This is a genomic window from Aquimarina macrocephali JAMB N27 (assembly GCF_000520995.1).
GTDB classification, from domain to species: Bacteria; Bacteroidota; Bacteroidia; order Flavobacteriales; family Flavobacteriaceae; genus Aquimarina; species Aquimarina macrocephali.
The window spans coordinates 294,732-315,915 of the sequence record NZ_JACA01000003.1; the positions used below are offsets into that span (position 1 = coordinate 294,732).

The window sequence follows — 21,184 nt, forward strand, 5'->3', positions numbered from 1 at the left end:
ATACTTAATTAAAAGAAACGCGGTGTCAGCATTCTATTATATTTTTTGAAAAGTTCGAATCGTAGCATTACCTCATAACTTCCATCATTAAATTGTGACTGTCCTAACTCCGTTGTTTCTCGATCATAGGCAAATCCAATCATCATTGAGTCTGATATCTGAAAACCTACCATACCACTTAGTGCTGCACTCCAACGATATGCTGCTCCTAAGGTTAAACGGTCATACAACAAAAAGTTTGCAGATACGTCTACTTGCAATGGCGCTCCAAATACTAGTTTGCTTAAAACGGCAGGTTTAAATTTTATATCATCACTCAAATCAAAAACATGACCAGCTATCAAATAATAGTTGATTCGTTCTTCTGCCAAAAAACTCACTGCCGTACTATTGACATCTGTAGTACTTTCATCAAAATGATCTGTTTCTAATAGATTAGGAGCACTTAGTCCCACATAAAAACGATCTGTATGATAATAGACTCCAACTCCTACATTAGGGCTAAATTTATTATCAATATTGTTTTCGAATAAAGCATCATTACTATTAAACCGGTTTAATTTTTGAAAATCTACATTTAACAAATGACCGCCCGCTTTTAATCCAAAACTTAGTTTTCCTTGTTCTGAAGTAGGAATAGAATAGGAAAAATCAATATCAAAATATGTCTCATCGGTAGGGCCAATCTCATCATTAACAATAGATACACCTAAACCAAGGCGTTCATTACCTCCTATAGGAGTATTAAGAGTAAGTGTTTGAGTACGTGGCGCACCATCTAAGCCAACCCATTGACTACGGTGAAGTCCCATAATACTTAATACTCCACGACTACCGGCATAGGCAGGATTAACACTAATCGTATTGTACATGTATTGGGTATATTGAGCTTCTTGTTGTGCGCAAATAGAAGTTGTAGCAAAACCTAAAACTACAAGCATAAACATTATTGACGATGTATTCATAAGTATTTAATTCGATTTAGGGAATAACAAATATATGATATTCCAGATACATTTATCTATTTATATACAAGTAACCAGCTTTGGACATGTTGATTCCACTAGCGTTTTCATATTCTAAAACATAAAAATAAGTCCCTACTGGCAGTTCTTTATTACGGCCTATTGTAGCTCTTCCTTCGCTAATCCCTTCAAAGAATCTAGTTCCGGATTGTTCATATCGATCCTGTTCAAATATCTTAACTCCCCAACGATTGAATATCTGTAATGTATTATTAGGAAAATTATCTAATCCTACTATTCTAAACTGATCATTAATACCATCTCCATTAGGAGAGATCCCAGTATATACAATAATTTGATCATCAACATCCGCAATTACAATAAATCCATTATTTTCTTCTATTGTTATTCCGGTTCCTATTACAGTTACTGTTGTTGGGTCGGTTCCTTCTGTTTGTAAACTCCCTAACGGAAGTGTTGTATTGTCGATATCTACTATAGTTGCTCCTACGGGAACATTCGCAATATAATCTCCGTTTAGGTCTGTAGTTACGATTTGCTCTACCCCATTAACATCGATAATATTAACATCTACTCCTTCTAAGTCTGGCTCACCAATATCCTGTGTGCTATTATCATTTAAGTCACTATACAAATGACCTGTTATAGTACCATTTGGAGCAGGAACTACTGTTATTGTAATCACTGCATCATCACAAGCTAGTGGGATCGCTATACTACATAGGGTATAGATAATGGTATAGTCACCCGGTGGAGTATTTGGTAAAACTGTAACTTCTCCTGTAGTTGGGTTTAGGCTAACACCATCTCCTGGATTGGGATCTGCGACTGTTGTTATCGTAACATCCACACCTAGTGTAACCCCATTTCCATCTAAAATATCATTGTCATTAACAACATTGATAGAATTACCTCCTGTATCACCATCTATAGTCACCGTATCATCATTTGCTATCAAGCATGATAAAGGTATATTAACGGATAGCATTCGTTTACAACCATTAACCGCTGTTGCTGTAACATCAATGTTTACTCCTGGGGTTATCCCTTCAATACTCCATACATTACCAGAAATATTGTTTACGGTCCCCGAAGTACTGGTCACTGTACCTGAGCTTACAGTTACCTCCAGGGAATATGTTGTTGAATCGGCTGAGCAAGTTGGAGCACTTGTCACGCTAATAGTTGGCGCAGCATTAACTGTAAGTATTCTTTCTTCTGAAGTTTTAGAATCACATGCATATGTCGAACTGGAGACAATTACTCGATATCGATTTCCATCATCAGATGCTGAAGCATTTGTAATTGTTAATGTATTGGTAGTTGTAGTGCTATGAATACCACTATTTGTTAAATCATCCCAGGAACTACCATTAAATAATTGCCATTGATATGTATCTGCATTAGAAGTTAATATGGTAAACGTAGTATCTGTTCCTTCACATATTGTAGAATTAGATGGCTGCGTAGTAATGGTCGGAGCAACTCCAACTGCAGTAAATATTAAAGGAATATTTACACCTCCAACAGACGCGGTGAAAGTAACATTATAATCAATATCATCTACCTTAAAATCATTGATCGTAACAGGCGTAGAAAAATCTATAGTAAGGCTTGCTTGATCTCCTACAGCTACATCTCTTATAGCCATTTTATATCGCTTATTGTCGATTTCTGTTCCACTAGTACTTAAAACATTATCAGGATCTTATAATGCTAATGTTGCAGGAGCCGAACACACCGAAATCGTATAAGTAGAGCTTAGAACTGTGGTTTCATCCCATGGATTAGGAGTCAAAAGACTCCAATCAAAAGTTTGAAAATTACCAAGACATTGTGCTTTAACACCTGTGAATGAAGTACTAAAAAAAAGAAATAATACAAATACTTTAATTCTGAATGTTGATCCAGAATTTCCCCAAAAAGTAATTTTTTTCATATGACGAACATTTATAATATCATTAGCAAAAACTCTACGAAATAAATTTTTACAAATTATTTATAAAACATAATTAATATCACACAATAAAACCGTAATAAAAATATGGTTTTACTATAATACGATTACAAAACTAAGAAAATAAATTTCTTAACTATTTAATAAAATTTATTTTCCAATTTTCTCGATGCAAATCACTTTTAACCGGTGAAATACACATGCTCGCCAAAGTTTATATATATATTTAAAAAAGGAATCCCCTCCTTGTTGTTTAATTCTAATTACGCTTAATATCTCTAATTCTATAAAGCCAAAATCTTCATTTTTCAAGCAAAACATAAGAAGTTTTACGTATATTCCATTAATCAATTCTCCCCAATAACATCTTAATAATTACGAAACTAGATATAAATCTAATCGTTTTAACATTTAACTTTATATCAAATTTTAAAATAATCGATAAAAAATTATTTTCATCGATTAAATACATACAGACAAATCTTCAAATCTATTTTTTCGTACCAGACATTTCAATGTTCCTACACTATGAAATCGTAAGAGCTTTATTGTCTATTTTAATATTATATTTGCATCCTCATTTAGATATAAGGGCAGATAATAAACATATCATCAAACTTATAGGAATCATAAAATGAATAGGCGGCTAAAAGCTTATTTTGATAAGAAATTTGGTGCTATTGAGAGTGTATCTAAATATTTAGAATAATAAACAAAATAAAATGAAATTTATAGACGAAATTGGGAGAAGAAGAACCTTTGGGATCATCTCTCACCCTGATGCAGGTAAGACTACATTGACCGAAAAATTATTACTTTTTGGAGGTGCTATTCAAGAAGCAGGGGCCGTAAAATCAAATAAAGTTAAAAAAGGAGCTACCAGTGATTTTATGGAAATCGAACGTCAAAGAGGTATATCTGTTGCTACCTCGGTATTAGCTTTTGAGTACAAAGGCATTAAGATTAATATTCTGGATACTCCCGGGCATAAAGATTTTGCCGAGGATACCTTTAGAACATTAACCGCTGTGGATAGTGTAATTGTTGTGATTGATGTTGCAAAAGGTGTTGAGGAACAAACCGAAAAGTTAGTTTCTGTTTGTAGAATGAGAAATATTCCTATGATTGTTTTTATTAACAAACTGGATCGTGAAGGAAAAGATGCCTTTGAACTTCTGGATGAAATAGAACAAAAATTAGGCCTTACCGTTACTCCATTAAGTTTTCCTATTGGAATGGGATATGATTTTAAAGGAATTTATAATATTTGGGAGAAAAATATTAATCTTTTTAGTGGAGATAGTAGAAAAAACATTGAAGAGACTATTGAAATATCTGATTTATCTTCTCAGGGTCTTAATGACATAATCGGGGATACTGCTGCAGACACATTACGTGAAGAATTAGAATTGGTAGAAGGTATATACCCAAAATTTGAAAAAGAACAGTATCAAAATGGTGATTTACAACCTGTATTTTTCGGATCGGCATTAAATAATTTTGGTGTTAGAGAATTATTAGATTGTTTTGTTACCATTGCTCCCCCACCAAGACCTAAGGAAAGTGATGTACGATTAGTGCATCCTGAAGAAAAAGATTTTACAGGGTTTGTGTTTAAAATCCATGCGAATATGGATCCAAAACACAGAGATAGACTGGCATTTATAAAAATTGTATCAGGAACCTTCGAAAGAAACGTTCCGTATCTTCATACAAGGCATAATAAAAAGCTTAAGTTTTCTAGTCCTAATGCTTTTTTTGCCGAAAAAAAGGAGATTGTAGATATATCATATCCAGGTGACATTGTTGGATTACACGATACCGGAAATTTTAAAATTGGGGATACTCTCACCAAAGGAGAAATTTTGCATTATAAAGGAGTCCCTAGTTTTTCTCCAGAACATTTTAGGTATATCAACAATGCAGATCCTATGAAGTCTAAACAACTGGCAAAGGGGATTGATCAATTAATGGACGAAGGAGTTGCTCAGCTTTTTACTTTAGAATTGAATGGAAGAAAAATTATAGGAACAGTTGGTGCTTTACAATATGAAGTAATTCAATATAGGTTAGAGCATGAATATGGTGCAAAATGTACTTATGAGAATCTTAATGTTCATAAGGCTTGTTGGGTAGAAGCTAAAGATCAGGACAATGATGAGTTTAAAGATTTTAAACGTGTAAAAAGTAAATTTCTGGCAAAAGATAAACACGATCAATTGGTATTTTTGGCTGATTCTTCTTTTAGCCTACAAATGACACAACAAAAATATCCGTCGATCGAGTTTCATTTTACCTCAGAGTTTTAATCGTCTCTATAGACTGTATCCGAAATTTTGTAACTTTTTTATGACTCTTCCTGGTATACTATATCTAAAATTAAGGCAATAATATACTGAACTCGGAGGATTGGCTAACTTTCTACATAAGTTATCAATTCATCCAAAGGTTTATTAAAATCCGAAAACATAGGATCATTTGGAGAGTTCCCCCAACCAGATTCATGGTTTAATAGCTGTCTAACAGTAATTAATTCTTTATTAGAATTGGCAGGTTATCGTTAGCTGCTTTTTTACTAATTATTTTATTAGATTAGCCAAAAGAATTCACATACACAGGCTTTTCATTTCTAATAACTGCGATACTGGCACCAGGAATATTATATGTAACCATTTGATTTTTTACAACACTATCCAATCCTTCAAAAATTGGATTTGAATTGACAGGTAAATCATCATCTTTTTGGCAGTTAACAAATAACATAAGACTAATTAATCTTAAAATCAACCGAATTGATAATAGCTAGACATTCATAGAAGTGTTTTATACTATGATTTCTATAGATCTAACCATTTATTTCTTAGGTGTTTTTCTGTAAAAAAGAAGCTGTACAACCAACGAATTATATTCTAATGAAGTATCCTAGAATTCAATTACCGTCTAAGCTTCTCCTGTAGGGCCAAAATTCATAGGAATAGGTGCTTGTTCATAATCTTTAATTTCTCCATGAGCAGCTTCAAATCGATTTACATTATCACTAAGCACTTTTAATAATCTTTTGGCATGCTGCGGAGTTAAAATAATTCTGCTTTTCACCTTACTTTTTGGTCTACCCGGCATAATGTTTACGAAATCAACTACAAATTCTGAAACTGAATGGTTAATAATTGCAAGATTACTATATACACCATCTGCAACATCTTCATCTAGCTCTATATTCAATTGATTTTGTTTCTGATTTTTATTATCTGCCATATCTAATTTTATTTTAGAATCGTTTGATCAAAAAAAAGCCTGCCTAAAAAGGCAGGCTATTTATATTAGTTATAATTAACTTCTTGTCGCTGTTCCATTCGTTCTTCAAACTCTTCGTTTGAACCAACAATGATACTTTCATAGTCTCTCATTCCTGTTCCTGCTGGTATTCTATGCCCAACAATCACATTCTCTTTAAGACCTTCAAGGTCATCAATTTTACCGCTTACAGCAGCTTCATTCAATACTTTTGTTGTTTCCTGGAATGATGCTGCAGAGATAAAGGACTTGGTTTGTAGCGAAGCTCTTGTAATACCTTGCAGTATTGGAGTTGCTGTAGCAGGAGAAACATCTCTTGCAGTAACTAAGTTTTTATCATCTCTACGTAAAGCAGAGTTTTCATCTCTTAAATCACGTGGAGAAATTATCTGTCCTTCTTTAAGGTTTTCGCTATCTCCAGAATCTTCAACAACCTTCATTCCGAAGATCTCATCATTTTCTTCGATAAAATCAGCTTTATGTACTAATTGATTCTCAAGGAAAATAGTATCTCCCGGATCCTGAATTCTTACTTTACGCATCATTTGACGTACTACTACTTCAAAATGCTTATCATTAATTTTCACACCTTGTAATCGATATACTTCTTGTACTTCATTAACCAAATACTGCTGTACTGCAGAAGGGCCTTTGATTTTAAGAATATCTTCTGGCGTAGTAGACCCATCTGATAATGGCATTCCTGCACGAACATAATCATTTTCCTGAACAAGAATTTGATTAGAAAGTTTCACAAGATACTTTTTAATTTCTCCTATTCTGGATTCTACGATAATCTCACGATTACCACGTTTGATTTTTCCAAATGATACTACACCATCAATTTCACTAACTACAGCTGGGTTAGAAGGATTACGCGCTTCGAATAATTCTGTTACTCTTGGAAGACCTCCTGTAATATCACCTGCCTTAGCAGATTTACGAGGAATCTTAACTAAGATTTTACCTACCTTAATCTTATCATTATCATCCACCATAAGGTGAGCTCCAACTGGTAAGTTATAAGAACGTAACACTTCATCTCCTTTTCCTAATACATGTAATGTTGGTATCTTTTTCTTATCACGAGATTCAGAAATTACTTTTTCCTGGAAACCGGTTTGTTCATCAATCTCTACTTGATAGGTAATACCTTGTTCAATATTCTCATATCGTACTTTACCAGCAAACTCAGAGATAATTACTCCATTATATGGATCCCACTGACAGATTACATGATCTTCACCTATTTTATCTCCGTCCTGAATAAATAATTGAGAACCGTAAGGAATTAAGTTTGTACTTAAGACAATTTTAGTTTTTGGATCAATGATCTTAACTTCTGATGTACGAGAAATTACTACATCTATCTCATTACCCTCGGTATCTTCTCCTTTAACAGTTTTAAGCTCTTCAATTTCAGCTTTACCGGCAAATTTAGATTTTAATTGATTTTCTTCTGAAATGTTACCTGCAATACCTCCCACGTGGAATGTACGCAATGTAAGCTGTGTACCAGGCTCTCCAATAGATTGAGCAGCTACAACACCAACGGCTTCACCACGCTGTACTGTTTTACCAGTAGCAAGGTTACGACCATAACATTTTACACAAATTCCTTTCTTTGCTTCACATGTAAGTGCAGAACGAACTTCTACAGATTCTACAGGAGAATTCTCAATAATCTTAGCAACTTCATCATTAATTTCTACACCAGCTTCTGCTAATACTTCTTGAGTTAATGGATTAATAACATCCTGCAACGAAGTTCTTCCCACTATTCTAGCAGCAAGTCCTTCTATGATTTCCTCATTTTTCTTTAACGGAGTTACTTCTACACCTCTAAGTGTACCACAATCTTCTATATTAACAATAACATCCTGAGCAACATCAACCAAACGACGTGTAAGATATCCTGCATCCGCAGTTTTAAGAGCGGTATCTGCAAGACCTTTACGAGCACCGTGAGTAGAAATAAAGTACTCAAGGATAGAAAGTCCTTCTTTAAAGTTAGAAAGAATTGGATTTTCAATAATTTCTCCACCAGCAGAACTTGCTTTCTTCGGTTTCGCCATCAATCCACGCATTCCGGTTAACTGACGAATCTGTTCTTTAGATCCCCTTGCACCAGAGTCAAGCATCATATACACCGAATTGAATCCTTGTTGATCTTCTCGAATACGCTTCATAGACAATTCTGTCAACTCAGCATTTGTAGATGTCCAGATATCAATTACCTGATTATAACGCTCATTATTGGTAATAAGACCCATATTATAGTTTGCTACAATATTGTCTACCTGAGCATTTGCATCAGCAATCATGGTATGTTTCTCTTTAGGAATAATAATATCTCCTAAACTGAATGATAATCCTCCCTGGAATGCAAAATTATATCCTAATGTTTTGATTTCATCTAAGAATTCTGCTGTTTCAGGAACACTTGTTACTTTCAAAATATCTCCGATAATATCCCTAAGTGATTTTTTCGTCAATACTTCATTAATATATCCAGCTTTTTCAGGAACTTTCTCATTAAATAAAACTCTACCTGTAGTAGTTTCTATTATTTTAGTTACTAATTCTCCTTCTTCAATATCTTGAGTTCTAACTTTGATATTAGCATTAATATCTAATCTCTTTTCATTATAAGCTATAACTACTTCTTCTGGAGAATAAAACGTTAAGTCTTCTCCTTTCATTTCTAATTCTGGAGTAGATCTACGAGACTTGGTCATATAATAAAGACCCAAAACCATATCCTGAGAAGGAACTGTTACTGGTGATCCATTAGCAGGGTTAAGAATATTGTGTGATGCTAGCATCAACAACTGAGATTCTAAAATTGCTTCTGGTCCTAATGGTAAGTGTACTGCCATTTGATCTCCATCAAAATCGGCATTAAATGCAGTACAAACCAATGGGTGTAACTGTATTGCTTTACCTTCAATAAGTTTAGGCTGAAATGCCTGAATACCCAGACGGTGAAGCGTAGGAGCACGGTTTAGTAATACGGGATGTCCTTTTAAAACATTCTCTAAGATATCCCAAACTACAGGCTCTTTTCTATCTATAATTTTCTTTGCAGATTTTACTGTCTTTACAATACCACGTTCGATCAGTTTTCTGATTACAAATGGTTTATAAAGTTCTGCAGCCATATTCTTTGGAAGACCACATTCGAATAATTTCAATTCTGGTCCAACGACAATCACAGAACGTGCTGAATAATCCACACGTTTACCAAGTAAGTTCTGACGGAAACGCCCTTGCTTACCTTTTAAAGAATCAGATAATGATTTTAACGGTCTGTTAGAATCGGTTTTAACAGCAGAAGCTTTACGTGTATTATCAAATAATGAATCCACAGACTCCTGAAGCATACGTTTTTCATTACGCAAAATAACTTCTGGAGCTTTGATTTCCATCAAACGCTTCAAACGATTATTACGAATAATCACACGACGATACAGATCATTTAAATCTGAAGTTGCAAAACGACCTCCATCAAGTGGTACCAAAGGACGTAATTCTGGTGGAATTACCGGTACAACTTTTAGAACCATCCATTCTGGATTGTTTTCTCTATTTTTATTTGCATCACGGAAAGACTCAACAACCTGAAGACGCTTTAATGCTTCTGTTTTACGTTGTTTAGACGTTTCGTTATTTGCTTTATGTCTTAGTTCATAAGATAGTGCATCAAGATCAATTCTTCTTAAGATCTCGATAAGGCACTCTGCTCCCATCTTTGCGATAAACTTATTAGGATCTGTATCATCAAGATATAGATTTTCCTGAGGAAGGCTATCTAAAATATTTAAATATTCTTCTTCTGTAAGGAAGTCCATTTTCTGAACAGCTTCACCTTCTTCGTTTTTGGCAATACCAGGTTGAATTACTACGTAACGTTCGTAGTAAATAATCATATCTAATTTCTTAGATGGAAGTCCTAATAAATATCCTATTTTATTTGGTAAAGAACGGAAATACCAGATGTGTGCCACAGGAACAACTAAGTTAATATGTCCCACACGATCTCTTCGTACTTTCTTTTCGGTAACCTCTACTCCACATCGATCACAAACAATACCTTTGTAACGAATTCTTTTATATTTACCACAAGCACATTCAAAGTCCTTTACAGGTCCAAAAATACGCTCACAGAACAAACCATCACGCTCGGGTTTGTGAGTACGATAATTGATAGTTTCGGGTTTTAACACTTCTCCCTGAGATGCCGCTAAAATTGACTCAGGAGATGCTAAACCTATAGAGATTTTATTAAATCTCTTTACTGTATTCTTATCATTATTTCTTGCCATAATATATGGTTGCTAAAGAATTATTGTAATTTAAAATTGAATAGTTTCATGTTTCATTCGTACCCTTCGACTTCGCTCAGGGTACGAATTAGCATTTACTATTCTTCTAACCTGATATCCAGACCCAGACCTTTTAATTCGTGCATTAATACATTAAAAGATTCTGGTAATCCTGGTTCTGGCATAGGCTCACCTTTAACAATACTTTCGTATGTCTTAGCTCTTCCTATAACATCATCAGATTTTACCGTCAATATCTCACGTAAGGTTGCAGAAGCACCATAAGCTTCTAACGCCCAAACTTCCATCTCTCCAAAACGCTGACCTCCAAATTGAGCCTTACCACCAAGTGGTTGTTGAGTAATCAACGAGTAAGGACCTATAGAACGTGCATGCATCTTATCATCTACCATGTGACCAAGCTTAAGCATGTAAATCACACCTACAGTAGCTGGCTGGTGGAAACGATCTCCCGTTCCTCCATCATAAAGATAGGTATGTCCAAATCTTGGAATTCCTGCTTCATCAGTAAATTCATTAATCTGATCTAAAGATGCTCCATCAAAAATCGGGGTAGCATATTTTCTACCTAATTTTTGTCCGGCCCATCCTAATACTGTTTCATAAATCTGACCAATGTTCATACGAGATGGTACCCCAAGTGGATTTAATACGATATCTACTGGTGTTCCATCTTCTAAGAATGGCATATCTTCTTCTCTTACAATACGAGCAACAATACCTTTGTTACCGTGACGACCTGCCATCTTATCACCTACTTTTAGCTTACGTTTCTTAGCAATATAAACTTTAGCAAGTTTTATAATTCCAGAAGGTAATTCATCTCCTACAGAGATTGTAAATTTCTCTCTTCGAAGATTACCTTGTAAATCATTTTCTTTAATCTTGTAGTTATGGATAAGATCCGCAACCATACTATTTAAAGCATCATCGGTAGTCCATGTTCCTTTGGTAAGGTGAGCATAATCATCAACACTATTAAGCATTTTTTGAGTATACTTTTTACCTTTAGGAAGTACTTCTTCTCCTAGGTCGTTCATAACTCCCTGAGAAGTTTTACCACCAACGATAGCAAATAGTTTGTCTACCAATTCAGATTTTAGTAATTCGAATTTTGTGTCGTATGATCTTTCTAAAATCTCAATATCTTCTTTATCCTGAGAACGTTTTCTCTTATCTTTTATAGCACGGGCGAATAATTTTTTATCAATTACCACACCATGTAAAGAAGGAGAAGCTTTTAAAGAAGCATCTTTAACATCTCCTGCTTTATCTCCAAAGATTGCTCTTAACAGTTTCTCTTCTGGAGTGGGATCACTTTCTCCTTTTGGAGTAATTTTCCCAATAAGAATATCCCCCGGTTTGATTTCTGCACCAACACGGATCATTCCGTTTTCGTCAAGATCTTTAGTAGCTTCTTCTGAAACGTTAGGAATATCATTAGTTAATTCTTCATTACCTAATTTAGTATCTCTAACCTCAAGAGAATATTCATCAATATGAATTGAAGTAAAGATATCTTCTCGTACTACTTTTTCAGAAATCACAATCGCATCCTCAAAGTTATACCCTTTCCAAGGCATAAAGGCTACTTTCATATTTCTACCAAGTGCAAGTTCTCCTTTTTCTGTAGCGTATCCTTGACATAATACTTGACCTTTTTTAACACGATCGCCAACATTAACGATTGGTTTAAGGTTTATATTAGTACCTTGATTCGTTTTACGGAATTTTATTAATTCATATGTTTTAGAATCACTATCAAAGCTTACCATTCTCTGCTCCTCTGTTCTATCGTATTTAATGGTAATCTTTTGTGCATCTACATATTCAACAACTCCTTCTCCTTCTGCATTAATCAATACTCTAGAATCTGAAGCTACCTGACGTTCTAGTCCTGTACCTACAATAGGAGCATCAACTCTTAATAATGGTACTGCCTGACGCATCATGTTTGATCCCATCAATGCACGGTTTGCATCATCATGTTCTAAGAACGGAATTAAAGATGCAGAAATAGATGCAATTTGATTAGGCGCAACATCGGCATAATTTACATTAGTTGGATCAATTACCGGGAAATCACCTTCCATACGAGCAATTACCTTATCCGCAGTAATATTTCCTTCATCCGTCATAGGGATGTTAGCTTGCGCTATCAATTTCTCCTCTTCCTCTTCTGCACTTAAGTATCTATATTCTGCTACATCAACCTTACCATCAGTAACTTTACGATATGGAGTTTCTAGGAATCCCATAGAGTTTACTTTAGCAAAAACGGCTAATGAGGATATTAAACCAATATTTGGTCCTTCAGGAGTTTCAATCGGACACAAACGACCATAATGCGTATAATGTACATCTCGAACCTCAAATCCAGCACGTTCTCTTGATAAACCTCCAGGTCCAAGAGCAGAAAGTCTACGCTTATGCGTAATCTCTGCTAATGGATTTGTTTGATCCATAAACTGAGACAGCTGATTTGTACCAAAGAACGAATTAATTACAGATGATAAGGTTTTAGCATTGATCAAATCAATTGGTGTAAATACCTCGTTATCTCTAACATTCATACGCTCACGGATGGTACGAGCCATACGTGCCAAACCAACACCAAACTGTTGTGATAATTGCTCTCCCACTGTTCTAACACGACGGTTAGAAAGGTGATCGATATCATCAATCTCAGCTTTAGAGTTAATTAACTCTATTAAGTATTTTATGATGGTAATAATATCTTCTTTGGTAAGCACTTGCTTATCCATTGCGATATCAAGTCCCAATTTCTTATTCATTCTATAACGACCTACTTCACCAAGGTTGTAACGTTGGTCAGAGAAGAATAACTTGTCAATAATACCTCTTGCAGTTTCTTCATCAGGCGGTTCTGCATTACGTAATTGACGGTATATATGTTCTACCGCTTCTTTTTCAGAGTTGGTAGGATCTTTTTGTAAAGTATTATGGATAATTGCATAATCTCCTTTTTGATTATCTTCTTTATGAAGCAAAATAGTTTTTGCTCCAGAATCTATAATCTCATCAAGGTGATCTTTATCCAAAATAGTATCACGGTCTAAAACGATCTCGTTACGCTCAATAGATACAACTTCTCCTGTATCTTCATCCACAAAATCTTCATGCCATGTATTCAATACACGAGCAGCTAACTTACGTCCTAAAACTTTTTTCAATCCGGATTTAGAAACTTTTACCTCTTCTGCAAGGTCAAATATTTCTAAAATATCTTTATCACGTTCAAAACCAATTGCACGGAAAAGTGTAGTTACCGGTAATTTTTTCTTTCTATCGATATAAGCGTACATTACACTATTGATATCGGTAGCAAATTCTATCCAAGAACCTTTAAAAGGAATTACTCTTGCAGAATATAATTTAGTTCCATTGGCATGGAATGATTGTCCAAAGAATACTCCTGGCGAACGGTGTAATTGAGATACGACTACTCGCTCTGCTCCATTAATACAAAAAGTACCGCTGGGTGTCATATAAGGAATTGTACCTAAGTACACATCCTGAACAATAGTCTCAAAATCTTCGTGTTCTGGGTCTGTACAGAATAATTTTAGACGGGCTTTTAAAGGTACACTATAGGTAAGACCTCTTTCTATACACTCCTGCAGATCATATCTAGGAGGGTCTACAAAGTAATCTAAAAATTCTAGTACAAATTGATTACGAGTATCCGTAATCGGGAAGTTTTCCATGAAGGTATTATATAAACCTTCGTTTCCTCTTTCTTCAGATTTTGTTTCTAGTTGAAAGAAATCCTGGAAGGACTTGATCTGAATATCTAGGAAGTCAGGATAATCAGGTCTATTCTTTACAGAAGAGAAATTCAATCTTTCAGTTTGCGTTGCTAACATCAATGGACGGAATTAAATTAAAATTTAAAAAAGGGTGCGTATTTTACAACTTAATGTTTATATACGCAAAATGGTTTAGACCTCATCAGGCATCATTGCATGATGGGTCTAAACCTATATGTCAATATATGGTAAGCTTACTTAAGCTCAACCTCAGCTCCAGCCTCTTCTAATTGTGCTTTAAGAGCTTCTGCTTCATCTTTAGATATTCCTTCTTTGATTGCTTTAGGAGCTTCATCAACTAATCCTTTAGCATCTTTAAGACCAAGACCAGTAAGTTCTTTTACAAGTTTCACAACAGCTAGTTTAGCACCACCTGCAGCCTTAAGGATTACATCAAATTCTGTTTTTTCTTCAGCAGCATCTCCTCCAGCAGCACCACCACCAGCAGCAACAGCTACTGCAGCAGCAGCAGGTTCGATACCGTATTCTTCTTTTAATATACCAGCTAATTCATTAACTTCTTTTACTGTTAAGTTAACTAATTGTTCTGCGAAATCTTTTAAATCTGCCATTTTCTATCGTTTTAAATAATTTTTTTTAATTGAAATATAATTGTTAAAAAGTGCGTACACTACTATTAATTATCCTTCTTTTTCGGATAATGTTTTAAGGATACCGGCTATAGTACCACCACTTGATTTTAATGCTGAAATAACATTCTTAGCAGGTGACTGTAATAGACCAATAATGTCTCCGATAACTTCTTCTTTAGATTTAATATTAACTAAAGCGTCTAAGTTTTCATCACCAACATATACTGCTTCTTCTATAAATGCTCCTTTTAATACAGGTTTTTCGGATTTCTTACGAAACTCCTTAATAACCTTTGCTGGTGCATTACCGGTTTCAGCAAACATAATGGATGTATTACCTTTTAATGTCGTTGGTAATTCTCCAAAATCTTTATCTGAATTCTCCATTGCTTTTGCAAGGAGTGTGTTCTTAACTACTTTTAATGATACATTAGCTTTAAAACAAGCTCTACGTAAATTTGAAGTTGTTCCTGCATCTAATCCTGAAATATCAGCTAAATAGATATTAGTATTATCAGCTAACTGAGCAGTTAAGTCATCAATTACTAGTGATTTTTCTTCTCTTGTCATAATTACCCAGCATAGTTTTTAGTATCAATCTCTACACCAGGACTCATTGTAGAAGATATATATATTGACTTAATATATATTCCTTTTGCAGTCTGTGGTTTCAACTTTACTAATGTTGTTAATAATTCTTTAGCATTTCCAGCTATTTTATCGGCGTCGAAAGAAGATTTACCTATTGCCGCATGAACAATACCTGTTTTATCTACTTTAAAATCAATTTTACCAGCCTTTACATCAGAAACTGCTTTTGCAACATCCATAGTTACTGTTCCTGTTTTTGGATTAGGCATTAATCCACGAGGTCCTAAGACTCTACCTAATGGTCCTAATTTACCCATAACACTAGGCATAGTGATGATTACATCAACATCTGTCCATCCGCCTTTGATTTTATCAAGATATTCATCAAGACCAACGAAATCAGCGCCAGCTTCTTTTGCTTCAGCTTCTTTATCTGGTGTTACTAATGCTAATACTTTAACATCTTTTCCTGTTCCGTGAGGTAATGTTACCACACCACGCACCATTTGATTTGCTTTACGTGGATCTACGTTCAGACGAACAGCAAGATCTACAGAAGCATCAAAATTTACGTTTGTTATTTCTTTTATTAAAGAAGAAGCTTCTTCTACCGAATATGCTTTGTTGCTATCAACCTTAGCTTTCGCTTCTTTTTGCTTTTTAGTTACTTTTGCCATTTTGTAAACGTTTTTGGATTAAAAAGGAGCTTGTCCTTTTACAGTTACACCCATTGAACGAGCGGTACCAGCAATCATTTTCATAGCAGACTCTACCGTAAATGCATTTAAATCTTGCATTTTATCTTCTGCGATTGTACGAACTTGATCCCAAGTAACACTAGCTACTTTTTTACGATTAGGCTCTCCAGAACCTTTTTTCTGTTTTGCTGCTTCCAGTATCTGAACAGCTGCTGGTGGAGTTTTTATAACAAAGTCAAAAGACTTGTCTGTGTACACATTAATTACAACTGGTAATACTTTACCCGCTTTATCTTGTGTTCTACCATTGAATTGCTTACAGAATTCCATGATATTTACTCCGGCAGCACCTAAAGCAGGTCCAACTGGTGGGGATGGGTTTGCCGCTCCTCCACGCACTTGTAATTTTACTACTTTACCTATCTCTTTTGCCATTTTTCTAATTTTAAATTAGAATTGTTCTATAAGTGGAAGCAAAAGAACAACTCTGGATCTATAATGTAACAATTATTATATTTTTTCTACTTGCATATAACTTAATTCTAATGGTGTCTTTCTTCCGAAAATCTTAACCATTACCTCAAGTTTACGCTTCTCTTCGTTTACTTTTTCAACAGTACCATTAAATCCATTAAATGGCCCATCGATAACTTTTACTGTTTCTCCTACTGTATAAGGAATGGCAACATTATCAGTTTTAACTGCAAGTTCATCAACCTTACCTAGCATTCTATTAATTTCTGCTTTTCTTAGTGGAACAGGATCTCCTCCTTTTACTTCACCAAGAAAACCTATTACACCATTAATAGATTTAATTATATGTGGTATTTCTCCAGAAAGGTTAGCTTCTATCATAACATAACCAGGAAAATACACTCTTTCTTTATTTATTTTTTTTCCATTACGGATTTGCACTACTTTTTCTGTAGGAACAAGAATCTGAGAAACATAATCTTCAAGTCCCATATGAGCAATCTCGCGCTCAATATAGTCTTTAACTTTATTTTCCTGACCGCTTACCGCTCTTACCACGTACCATTTCTTCGTATTATCTACTTCAGCCATTTTAAAAATTTAAGATTTAACTAAAGAAAAATAATATTCTATCACATTACTAAATGCAGTATCTATACCCCAAATAACTAAGGAAAAAATAACCGAAAAAATGATTACAATCAAAGTAAGTCTTTGTGCTTCTGCCCAAGGGGTCCAAGTCACATGATTCTTTAACTCGTTATATGATTCTGCAATGTAATTTACTAGTCCAGCCATCTTATTTATTTTTTAAACGAATTAAAAGCAAATTTTAATTTCGTTATAAAACTCATTATTATAACAATCTATATTATATATAAACAATATTGATTGACTTTGCACGGGTTGAGAGACTCGAACTCCCGACACCTGGTTTTGGAGACCAGTGCTCTACCAACTGAGCTAAACCCGTAACATAAGTCAAGGTATTCGTATCAACGAATACCTTAACTTTTATTATACTATCTTGTATTAGTCTAAAATTTCAGTTACCTGACCGGCACCTACTGTTCTACCACCTTCACGGATCGCAAAACGAAGACCTACATTCATTGCAATTGTCTGAATTAGCTCAACAGTAATTGTTAAGTTATCTCCAGGCATTACCATTTCAACTCCATCAGGAAGAGCAATATTTCCTGTTACATCAGTTGTACGTACATAAAACTGAGGACGGTAGTTATTATGGAATGGAGTGTGACGTCCACCTTCTTCTTTCTTAAGGATATACACCTCAGCTTTGAATTTTTTATGTGGAGTTACAGAACCAGGCTTAGTGATTACCATACCACGAGAAATTTGAGTTTTCTCAATTCCTCTTAATAAGATACCAGCATTATCTCCAGCTTCACCTCTATCAAGGATCTGACGGAACATTTCGATACCAGTTATAGTAGAAGTAAGCTTTTCAGCTCCCATACCAATAATCTCTACTGGATCTCCAGTATTAGCGATTCCTGTTTCTATACGACCTGTAGCAACAGTACCACGACCTGTAATAGAAAATACATCTTCAATCGGCATTAAGAAATCTTTCTCAACATCACGCTTTGGTAACTCGATCCAATCATCTACAGCAGCCATTAATTCCATTACAGTATCTACCCATTTTTGCTCTCCATTAAGAGCTCCAAGTGCAGAACCAGATATTACAGGACCGTTATCTCCATCATACTCATAGAAAGAAAGAAGATCTCTTACTTCCATTTCAACAAGTTCTAATAATTCCTCATCATCAACCATATCCACTTTATTAAGGAATACAACGATTCTAGGAATACCTACCTGGCGACCTAAAAGTATATGTTCACGTGTTTGTGGCATAGGACCATCTGTAGCAGCAACTACCAAGATCGCTCCGTCCATTTGAGCAGCACCAGTAACCATGTTCTTTACATAATCGGCGTGACCTGGACAATCAACGTGTGCATAATGACGATTCTCCGTTTGGTACTCAACATGAGATGTATTAATAGTAATACCTCTTTCTTTTTCTTCAGGAGCGTTATCGATTTGATCGAAATCTCTTGCTTCAGAAAGACCTGCATCTGCTAATACTTTAGTAATCGCAGCAGTTAAAGTCGTTTTACCGTGATCAACGTGTCCAATAGTACCAATATTTAAGTGCGGTTTGGAACGATCAAAAGTTTCCTTTGCCATAATTAATTTATTTAATCTAAGTTATATATTAGTGTTCAATTTAAAATTCTGAACCTAGAGCCAATGACGAGATTTGAACTCGTGACCTCTTCCTTACCAAGGAAACGCTCTACCCCTGAGCTACACCGGCTTTTTACACGAATATAATGACAAATCAGAGCACTTTCATTACTATAAGAAAGGAATCCGATCAATCATTACATTTATGTTAAAAATCCAATCTTAATTAGTTCATAATTAAGATTTGCTCTATCTTAAAGCTAAAAACCTCAAAAATAAGGCTTCACTCTCTATGCAAGTTTTTCATCCTGCTTTCTTTTACCGAGTATATAAAATTCAAAGAAAATCATTTATCGGTTAAAGAAAATTCTTAGAGCGGGAGACCAGGTTCGAACTGGCGACATTCAGCTTGGAAGGCTGACGCTCTACCAACTGAGCTACTCCCGCTTTTAGTTCTGAACATAAAAGATCAGAACCGAATTTTATTTTTAACTTCTAAAAAAAAGCATCTTTAATCAATGCTAATTTTTAAATTATGTGGGGAGAGCAGGATTCGAACCTGCGAAGACGTAGTCAGCAGATTTACAGTCTGCCCTCGTTGGCCGCTTGAGTATCTCCCCAATTAAAAAATTCAATATTTCAAAATGAACTTATTGAATTTTGAGTGCGCAAAAATAGTCATTTATTTTACAATTCAAAATTCTATTCAAAAAGCTTTCTTTTTTATTAAAAAAATTAGCTTTTTTAGAGCCGATGGAGGGACTCGAACCCACGACCTGCTGATTACAAATCAGCTGCTCTAGCCAGCTGAGCTACATCGGCTTTTCACTATGTTTTAGAACATAAAAAAGTCCGCTATTTCTAACGGACTGCAAATGTATAGAATTTATTTCTTTCACAAAACTATTTTTCAAAAAAAATAATCAAACATGCGTATTTAATTTTTCTTTACGTTTTCTAAGTTGTCTTTCTAAGGAACTAACACACTCATCCACACCTTCTTCGAAGGATTTATTAACTTTCTTGATTATAAATTCATCTCCTGGCACACTTAATAAAATCTCTGTAATTTTATTTTCTTTACCACTTGTATTCATAACTTTCAAAAATACATCTGCGTGAATTATTCGATTAAAATGAGTCTCTAACTTATCTAATTTAGTTTGAGTAAAATCCACCAACTTTTGATCTGCATTAAAATTTACGGACTGCAAGTTCACTTTCATAGGTTGTTAGTTTAATTAGGTTGAACAAAATTTTAAGCCAAAAAAGATTGATAAAGCTAACAATTCATCTTTTATTTTTTATTTCTTGGATGAGATTGCTTATATACTTTTGTTAACTGAGCTACACTATGATGAGTATATATCTGAGTAGCAGCTAAACTGGAATGACCAAGCAATTCTTTTACAGCATTTAGGTTTGCTCCTTCATTTAGCAAATGTGTCGCAAAAGAATGTCTTAAAATATGCGGACTCTTTTTTACTTTAGAAGATGCCTTACTAAAATAACTATTTATAATGCGATACACAAGTGTTTCGTAGATTTTAACTCCTTTTTTTGTCAAAAGTAAAAAGGAAGGTTCCTGACTTGTAATCAAATCAGATCTTACAGTCAAATACAGTCTTAGCGTATCACAAACCGACGAAAGAAGCGGTAAATATCTTTCTTTATTACGTTTCCCTAAAACTTTTATCTGCTTCCTATCTATATCTATATCCGACAGCTTAAGATCCACTAATTCAATTCTCCTTATCCCTGTGGCATAAAAAAGCTCCACAATCAACCTATCTCTAACACTCTCAAAATCCTGATCGTCTGTCAAACCTTTCAAAACATCTTCTACTTCTTGTGCAGAAAATGGTATTTGAAGCTTTTTAGGTGCTTTTAAAGCTTGATGTTTTGCCAGAGGGTTCTTATCTATTTGTTCTGATTTAAGCAAAAACTTATAATACGTTTTTAGAGAGGATACTTTTCTATTAATCGTTCGATTAGAAATATCATCATTAACAAGACTAACAATCCAGGAACGAATCTGAGCATAGTTTGCTTCAGCTATCTCAGAAGTATTATATTCTATCTGATAGAACTCTAAAAAAGATAGCAAATCTGCTTTATAAGCCGTCACTGTATGCTTAGAATAATTTTTTTCGTGAAGTAAGTACTCTATAAATTCAGAAATGAACATAAAAAAA

General features: G+C 34.6%; 17 protein-coding genes and 5 tRNA genes. 1 reads left to right on the top strand and 21 read right to left on the bottom strand.

The annotated features are described in order from the left end of the window. Nucleotides 1–8: 8 nt before the first annotated feature. Genes Z054_RS0104385 through Z054_RS0104395 form a run of 3 tightly spaced genes read right to left on the bottom strand, consistent with a single transcriptional unit; the run spans nt 9 to nt 2,925 of the window. Nucleotides 9–965 carry a PorP/SprF family type IX secretion system membrane protein gene (locus Z054_RS0104385; RefSeq protein ID WP_024768876.1) on the bottom strand — a complete coding sequence of 319 codons (957 nt, stop codon included), beginning with the start codon at nt 963–965 and terminating at the stop codon, nt 9–11. Nucleotides 966–1,017: 52 nt separating this feature from the next. Beyond that, nucleotides 1,018–2,637 carry a gliding motility-associated C-terminal domain-containing protein gene (locus Z054_RS0104390; RefSeq protein ID WP_024768877.1) on the bottom strand — a complete coding sequence of 540 codons (1,620 nt, stop codon included), beginning with the start codon at nt 2,635–2,637 and terminating at the stop codon, nt 1,018–1,020. Between the two features lie 57 nt (nt 2,638–2,694). Further along, nucleotides 2,695–2,925, bottom strand: a complete 231-nt coding sequence (locus Z054_RS0104395; protein ID WP_024768878.1) for a hypothetical protein — start codon at nt 2,923–2,925, stop codon at nt 2,695–2,697. A 740-nt stretch (nt 2,926–3,665) separates the two neighbouring features. Here Z054_RS0104395 and Z054_RS0104400 point away from each other — a divergent pair. After that, the gene (locus Z054_RS0104400; protein WP_024768879.1) at nt 3,666–5,252 is read left to right on the top strand and encodes a peptide chain release factor 3; all 1,587 of its coding nucleotides are present in this window, start codon (nt 3,666–3,668) and stop codon (nt 5,250–5,252) included. Between the two features lie 283 nt (nt 5,253–5,535). On the opposite strand, the gene Z054_RS31565 is transcribed toward Z054_RS0104400, so the two are convergent. The 18 genes from Z054_RS31565 to Z054_RS0104490 form a co-directional block, all read right to left on the bottom strand. After that, on the bottom strand, nt 5,536–5,706 hold the full coding sequence (locus Z054_RS31565) for a hypothetical protein (RefSeq protein WP_161635242.1): 171 nt from the start codon (nt 5,704–5,706) through the stop codon (nt 5,536–5,538). Between the two features lie 177 nt (nt 5,707–5,883). Then, entirely contained in the window at nt 5,884–6,198 is a 315-nt protein-coding gene (locus Z054_RS0104410) for a DUF3467 domain-containing protein (RefSeq protein ID WP_024768880.1), read from the bottom strand. Between the two features lie 65 nt (nt 6,199–6,263). Next, nucleotides 6,264–10,562: a DNA-directed RNA polymerase subunit beta' gene (gene rpoC, locus Z054_RS0104415; RefSeq protein ID WP_024768881.1), complete on the bottom strand. Its 4,299-nt coding sequence runs from the start codon at nt 10,560–10,562 to the stop codon at nt 6,264–6,266. A gap of 98 nt (nt 10,563–10,660) precedes the next feature. After that, a complete protein-coding gene (rpoB, locus tag Z054_RS0104420) occupies nt 10,661–14,470 on the bottom strand; it encodes a DNA-directed RNA polymerase subunit beta (RefSeq protein ID WP_024768882.1) in 3,810 nt (1,269 codons plus the stop codon). A 137-nt stretch (nt 14,471–14,607) separates the two neighbouring features. Continuing rightward, complete coding sequence (gene rplL / locus Z054_RS0104425; RefSeq protein ID WP_024768883.1) at nt 14,608–14,985, bottom strand: 50S ribosomal protein L7/L12; 378 nt, start codon at nt 14,983–14,985, stop codon at nt 14,608–14,610. A 69-nt stretch (nt 14,986–15,054) separates the two neighbouring features. Beyond that, the gene (gene rplJ, locus Z054_RS0104430) at nt 15,055–15,576 is read right to left on the bottom strand and encodes a 50S ribosomal protein L10 (RefSeq protein WP_024768884.1); all 522 of its coding nucleotides are present in this window, start codon (nt 15,574–15,576) and stop codon (nt 15,055–15,057) included. Between the two features lie 2 nt (nt 15,577–15,578). After that, the gene (gene rplA, locus Z054_RS0104435; RefSeq protein WP_024768885.1) at nt 15,579–16,274 is read right to left on the bottom strand and encodes a 50S ribosomal protein L1; all 696 of its coding nucleotides are present in this window, start codon (nt 16,272–16,274) and stop codon (nt 15,579–15,581) included. An 18-nt stretch (nt 16,275–16,292) separates the two neighbouring features. Further along, on the bottom strand, nt 16,293–16,730 hold the full coding sequence (gene rplK, locus Z054_RS0104440; protein WP_024768886.1) for a 50S ribosomal protein L11: 438 nt from the start codon (nt 16,728–16,730) through the stop codon (nt 16,293–16,295). Nucleotides 16,731–16,805: 75 nt separating this feature from the next. After that, nucleotides 16,806–17,360 carry a transcription termination/antitermination protein NusG gene (nusG, locus tag Z054_RS0104445; protein WP_024768887.1) on the bottom strand — a complete coding sequence of 185 codons (555 nt, stop codon included), beginning with the start codon at nt 17,358–17,360 and terminating at the stop codon, nt 16,806–16,808. A 9-nt stretch (nt 17,361–17,369) separates the two neighbouring features. Beyond that, entirely contained in the window at nt 17,370–17,567 is a 198-nt protein-coding gene (gene secE / locus Z054_RS0104450; protein ID WP_024768888.1) for a preprotein translocase subunit SecE, read from the bottom strand. A 102-nt stretch (nt 17,568–17,669) separates the two neighbouring features. Further along, nucleotides 17,670–17,742, bottom strand: a tRNA-Trp gene (locus tag Z054_RS0104455). Nucleotides 17,743–17,801: 59 nt separating this feature from the next. Next, nucleotides 17,802–18,989 (bottom strand): elongation factor Tu, encoded by a 1,188-nt coding sequence (tuf, locus tag Z054_RS0104460; protein ID WP_024768889.1) that lies wholly within the window; start codon nt 18,987–18,989, stop codon nt 17,802–17,804. Between the two features lie 58 nt (nt 18,990–19,047). After that, nucleotides 19,048–19,119, bottom strand: a tRNA-Thr gene (locus Z054_RS0104465). Nucleotides 19,120–19,363: 244 nt separating this feature from the next. Further along, a tRNA-Gly gene (locus Z054_RS0104470) sits at nt 19,364–19,436 on the bottom strand. Between the two features lie 91 nt (nt 19,437–19,527). After that, nucleotides 19,528–19,609, bottom strand: a tRNA-Tyr gene (locus tag Z054_RS0104475). 128 nt (nt 19,610–19,737) lie between these two features. After that, nucleotides 19,738–19,811, bottom strand: a tRNA-Thr gene (locus Z054_RS0104480). Between the two features lie 101 nt (nt 19,812–19,912). After that, nucleotides 19,913–20,215, bottom strand: coding sequence for a ribosome hibernation-promoting factor, HPF/YfiA family (gene hpf / locus Z054_RS0104485; RefSeq protein WP_024768890.1), 303 nt, complete (start codon nt 20,213–20,215; stop codon nt 19,913–19,915). A gap of 71 nt (nt 20,216–20,286) precedes the next feature. Continuing rightward, the gene (locus Z054_RS0104490) at nt 20,287–21,177 is read right to left on the bottom strand and encodes a tyrosine-type recombinase/integrase (protein WP_024768891.1); all 891 of its coding nucleotides are present in this window, start codon (nt 21,175–21,177) and stop codon (nt 20,287–20,289) included. Nucleotides 21,178–21,184 lie beyond the last annotated feature (7 nt).

Bases quoted from the DNA above. Each gene is read 5' to 3' on its own strand.
- Z054_RS0104385 (WP_024768876.1), bottom strand. From the start codon at position 965: ATGAATACATCGTCAATAATGTTTATGCTTGTAGTTTTAGGTTTTGCT.
- Z054_RS0104390 (WP_024768877.1), bottom strand. From the start codon at position 2,637: ATGGCTATAAGAGATGTAGCTGTAGGAGATCAAGCAAGCCTTACTATA.
- Z054_RS0104395 (WP_024768878.1), bottom strand. From the start codon at position 2,925: ATGAAAAAAATTACTTTTTGGGGAAATTCTGGATCAACATTCAGAATT.
- Z054_RS0104400 (WP_024768879.1), top strand. From the start codon at position 3,666: ATGAAATTTATAGACGAAATTGGGAGAAGAAGAACCTTTGGGATCATC.
- Z054_RS31565 (WP_161635242.1), bottom strand. From the start codon at position 5,706: ATGTTATTTGTTAACTGCCAAAAAGATGATGATTTACCTGTCAATTCA.
- Z054_RS0104410 (WP_024768880.1), bottom strand. From the start codon at position 6,198: ATGGCAGATAATAAAAATCAGAAACAAAATCAATTGAATATAGAGCTA.
- rpoC (WP_024768881.1), bottom strand. From the start codon at position 10,562: ATGGCAAGAAATAATGATAAGAATACAGTAAAGAGATTTAATAAAATC.
- rpoB (WP_024768882.1), bottom strand. From the start codon at position 14,470: ATGTTAGCAACGCAAACTGAAAGATTGAATTTCTCTTCTGTAAAGAAT.
- rplL (WP_024768883.1), bottom strand. From the start codon at position 14,985: ATGGCAGATTTAAAAGATTTCGCAGAACAATTAGTTAACTTAACAGTA.
- rplJ (WP_024768884.1), bottom strand. From the start codon at position 15,576: ATGACAAGAGAAGAAAAATCACTAGTAATTGATGACTTAACTGCTCAG.
- rplA (WP_024768885.1), bottom strand. From the start codon at position 16,274: ATGGCAAAAGTAACTAAAAAGCAAAAAGAAGCGAAAGCTAAGGTTGAT.
- rplK (WP_024768886.1), bottom strand. From the start codon at position 16,730: ATGGCAAAAGAGATAGGTAAAGTAGTAAAATTACAAGTGCGTGGAGGA.
- nusG (WP_024768887.1), bottom strand. From the start codon at position 17,360: ATGGCTGAAGTAGATAATACGAAGAAATGGTACGTGGTAAGAGCGGTA.
- secE (WP_024768888.1), bottom strand. From the start codon at position 17,567: ATGGCTGGACTAGTAAATTACATTGCAGAATCATATAACGAGTTAAAG.
- tuf (WP_024768889.1), bottom strand. From the start codon at position 18,989: ATGGCAAAGGAAACTTTTGATCGTTCCAAACCGCACTTAAATATTGGT.
- hpf (WP_024768890.1), bottom strand. From the start codon at position 20,215: ATGAAAGTGAACTTGCAGTCCGTAAATTTTAATGCAGATCAAAAGTTG.
- Z054_RS0104490 (WP_024768891.1), bottom strand. From the start codon at position 21,177: ATGTTCATTTCTGAATTTATAGAGTACTTACTTCACGAAAAAAATTAT.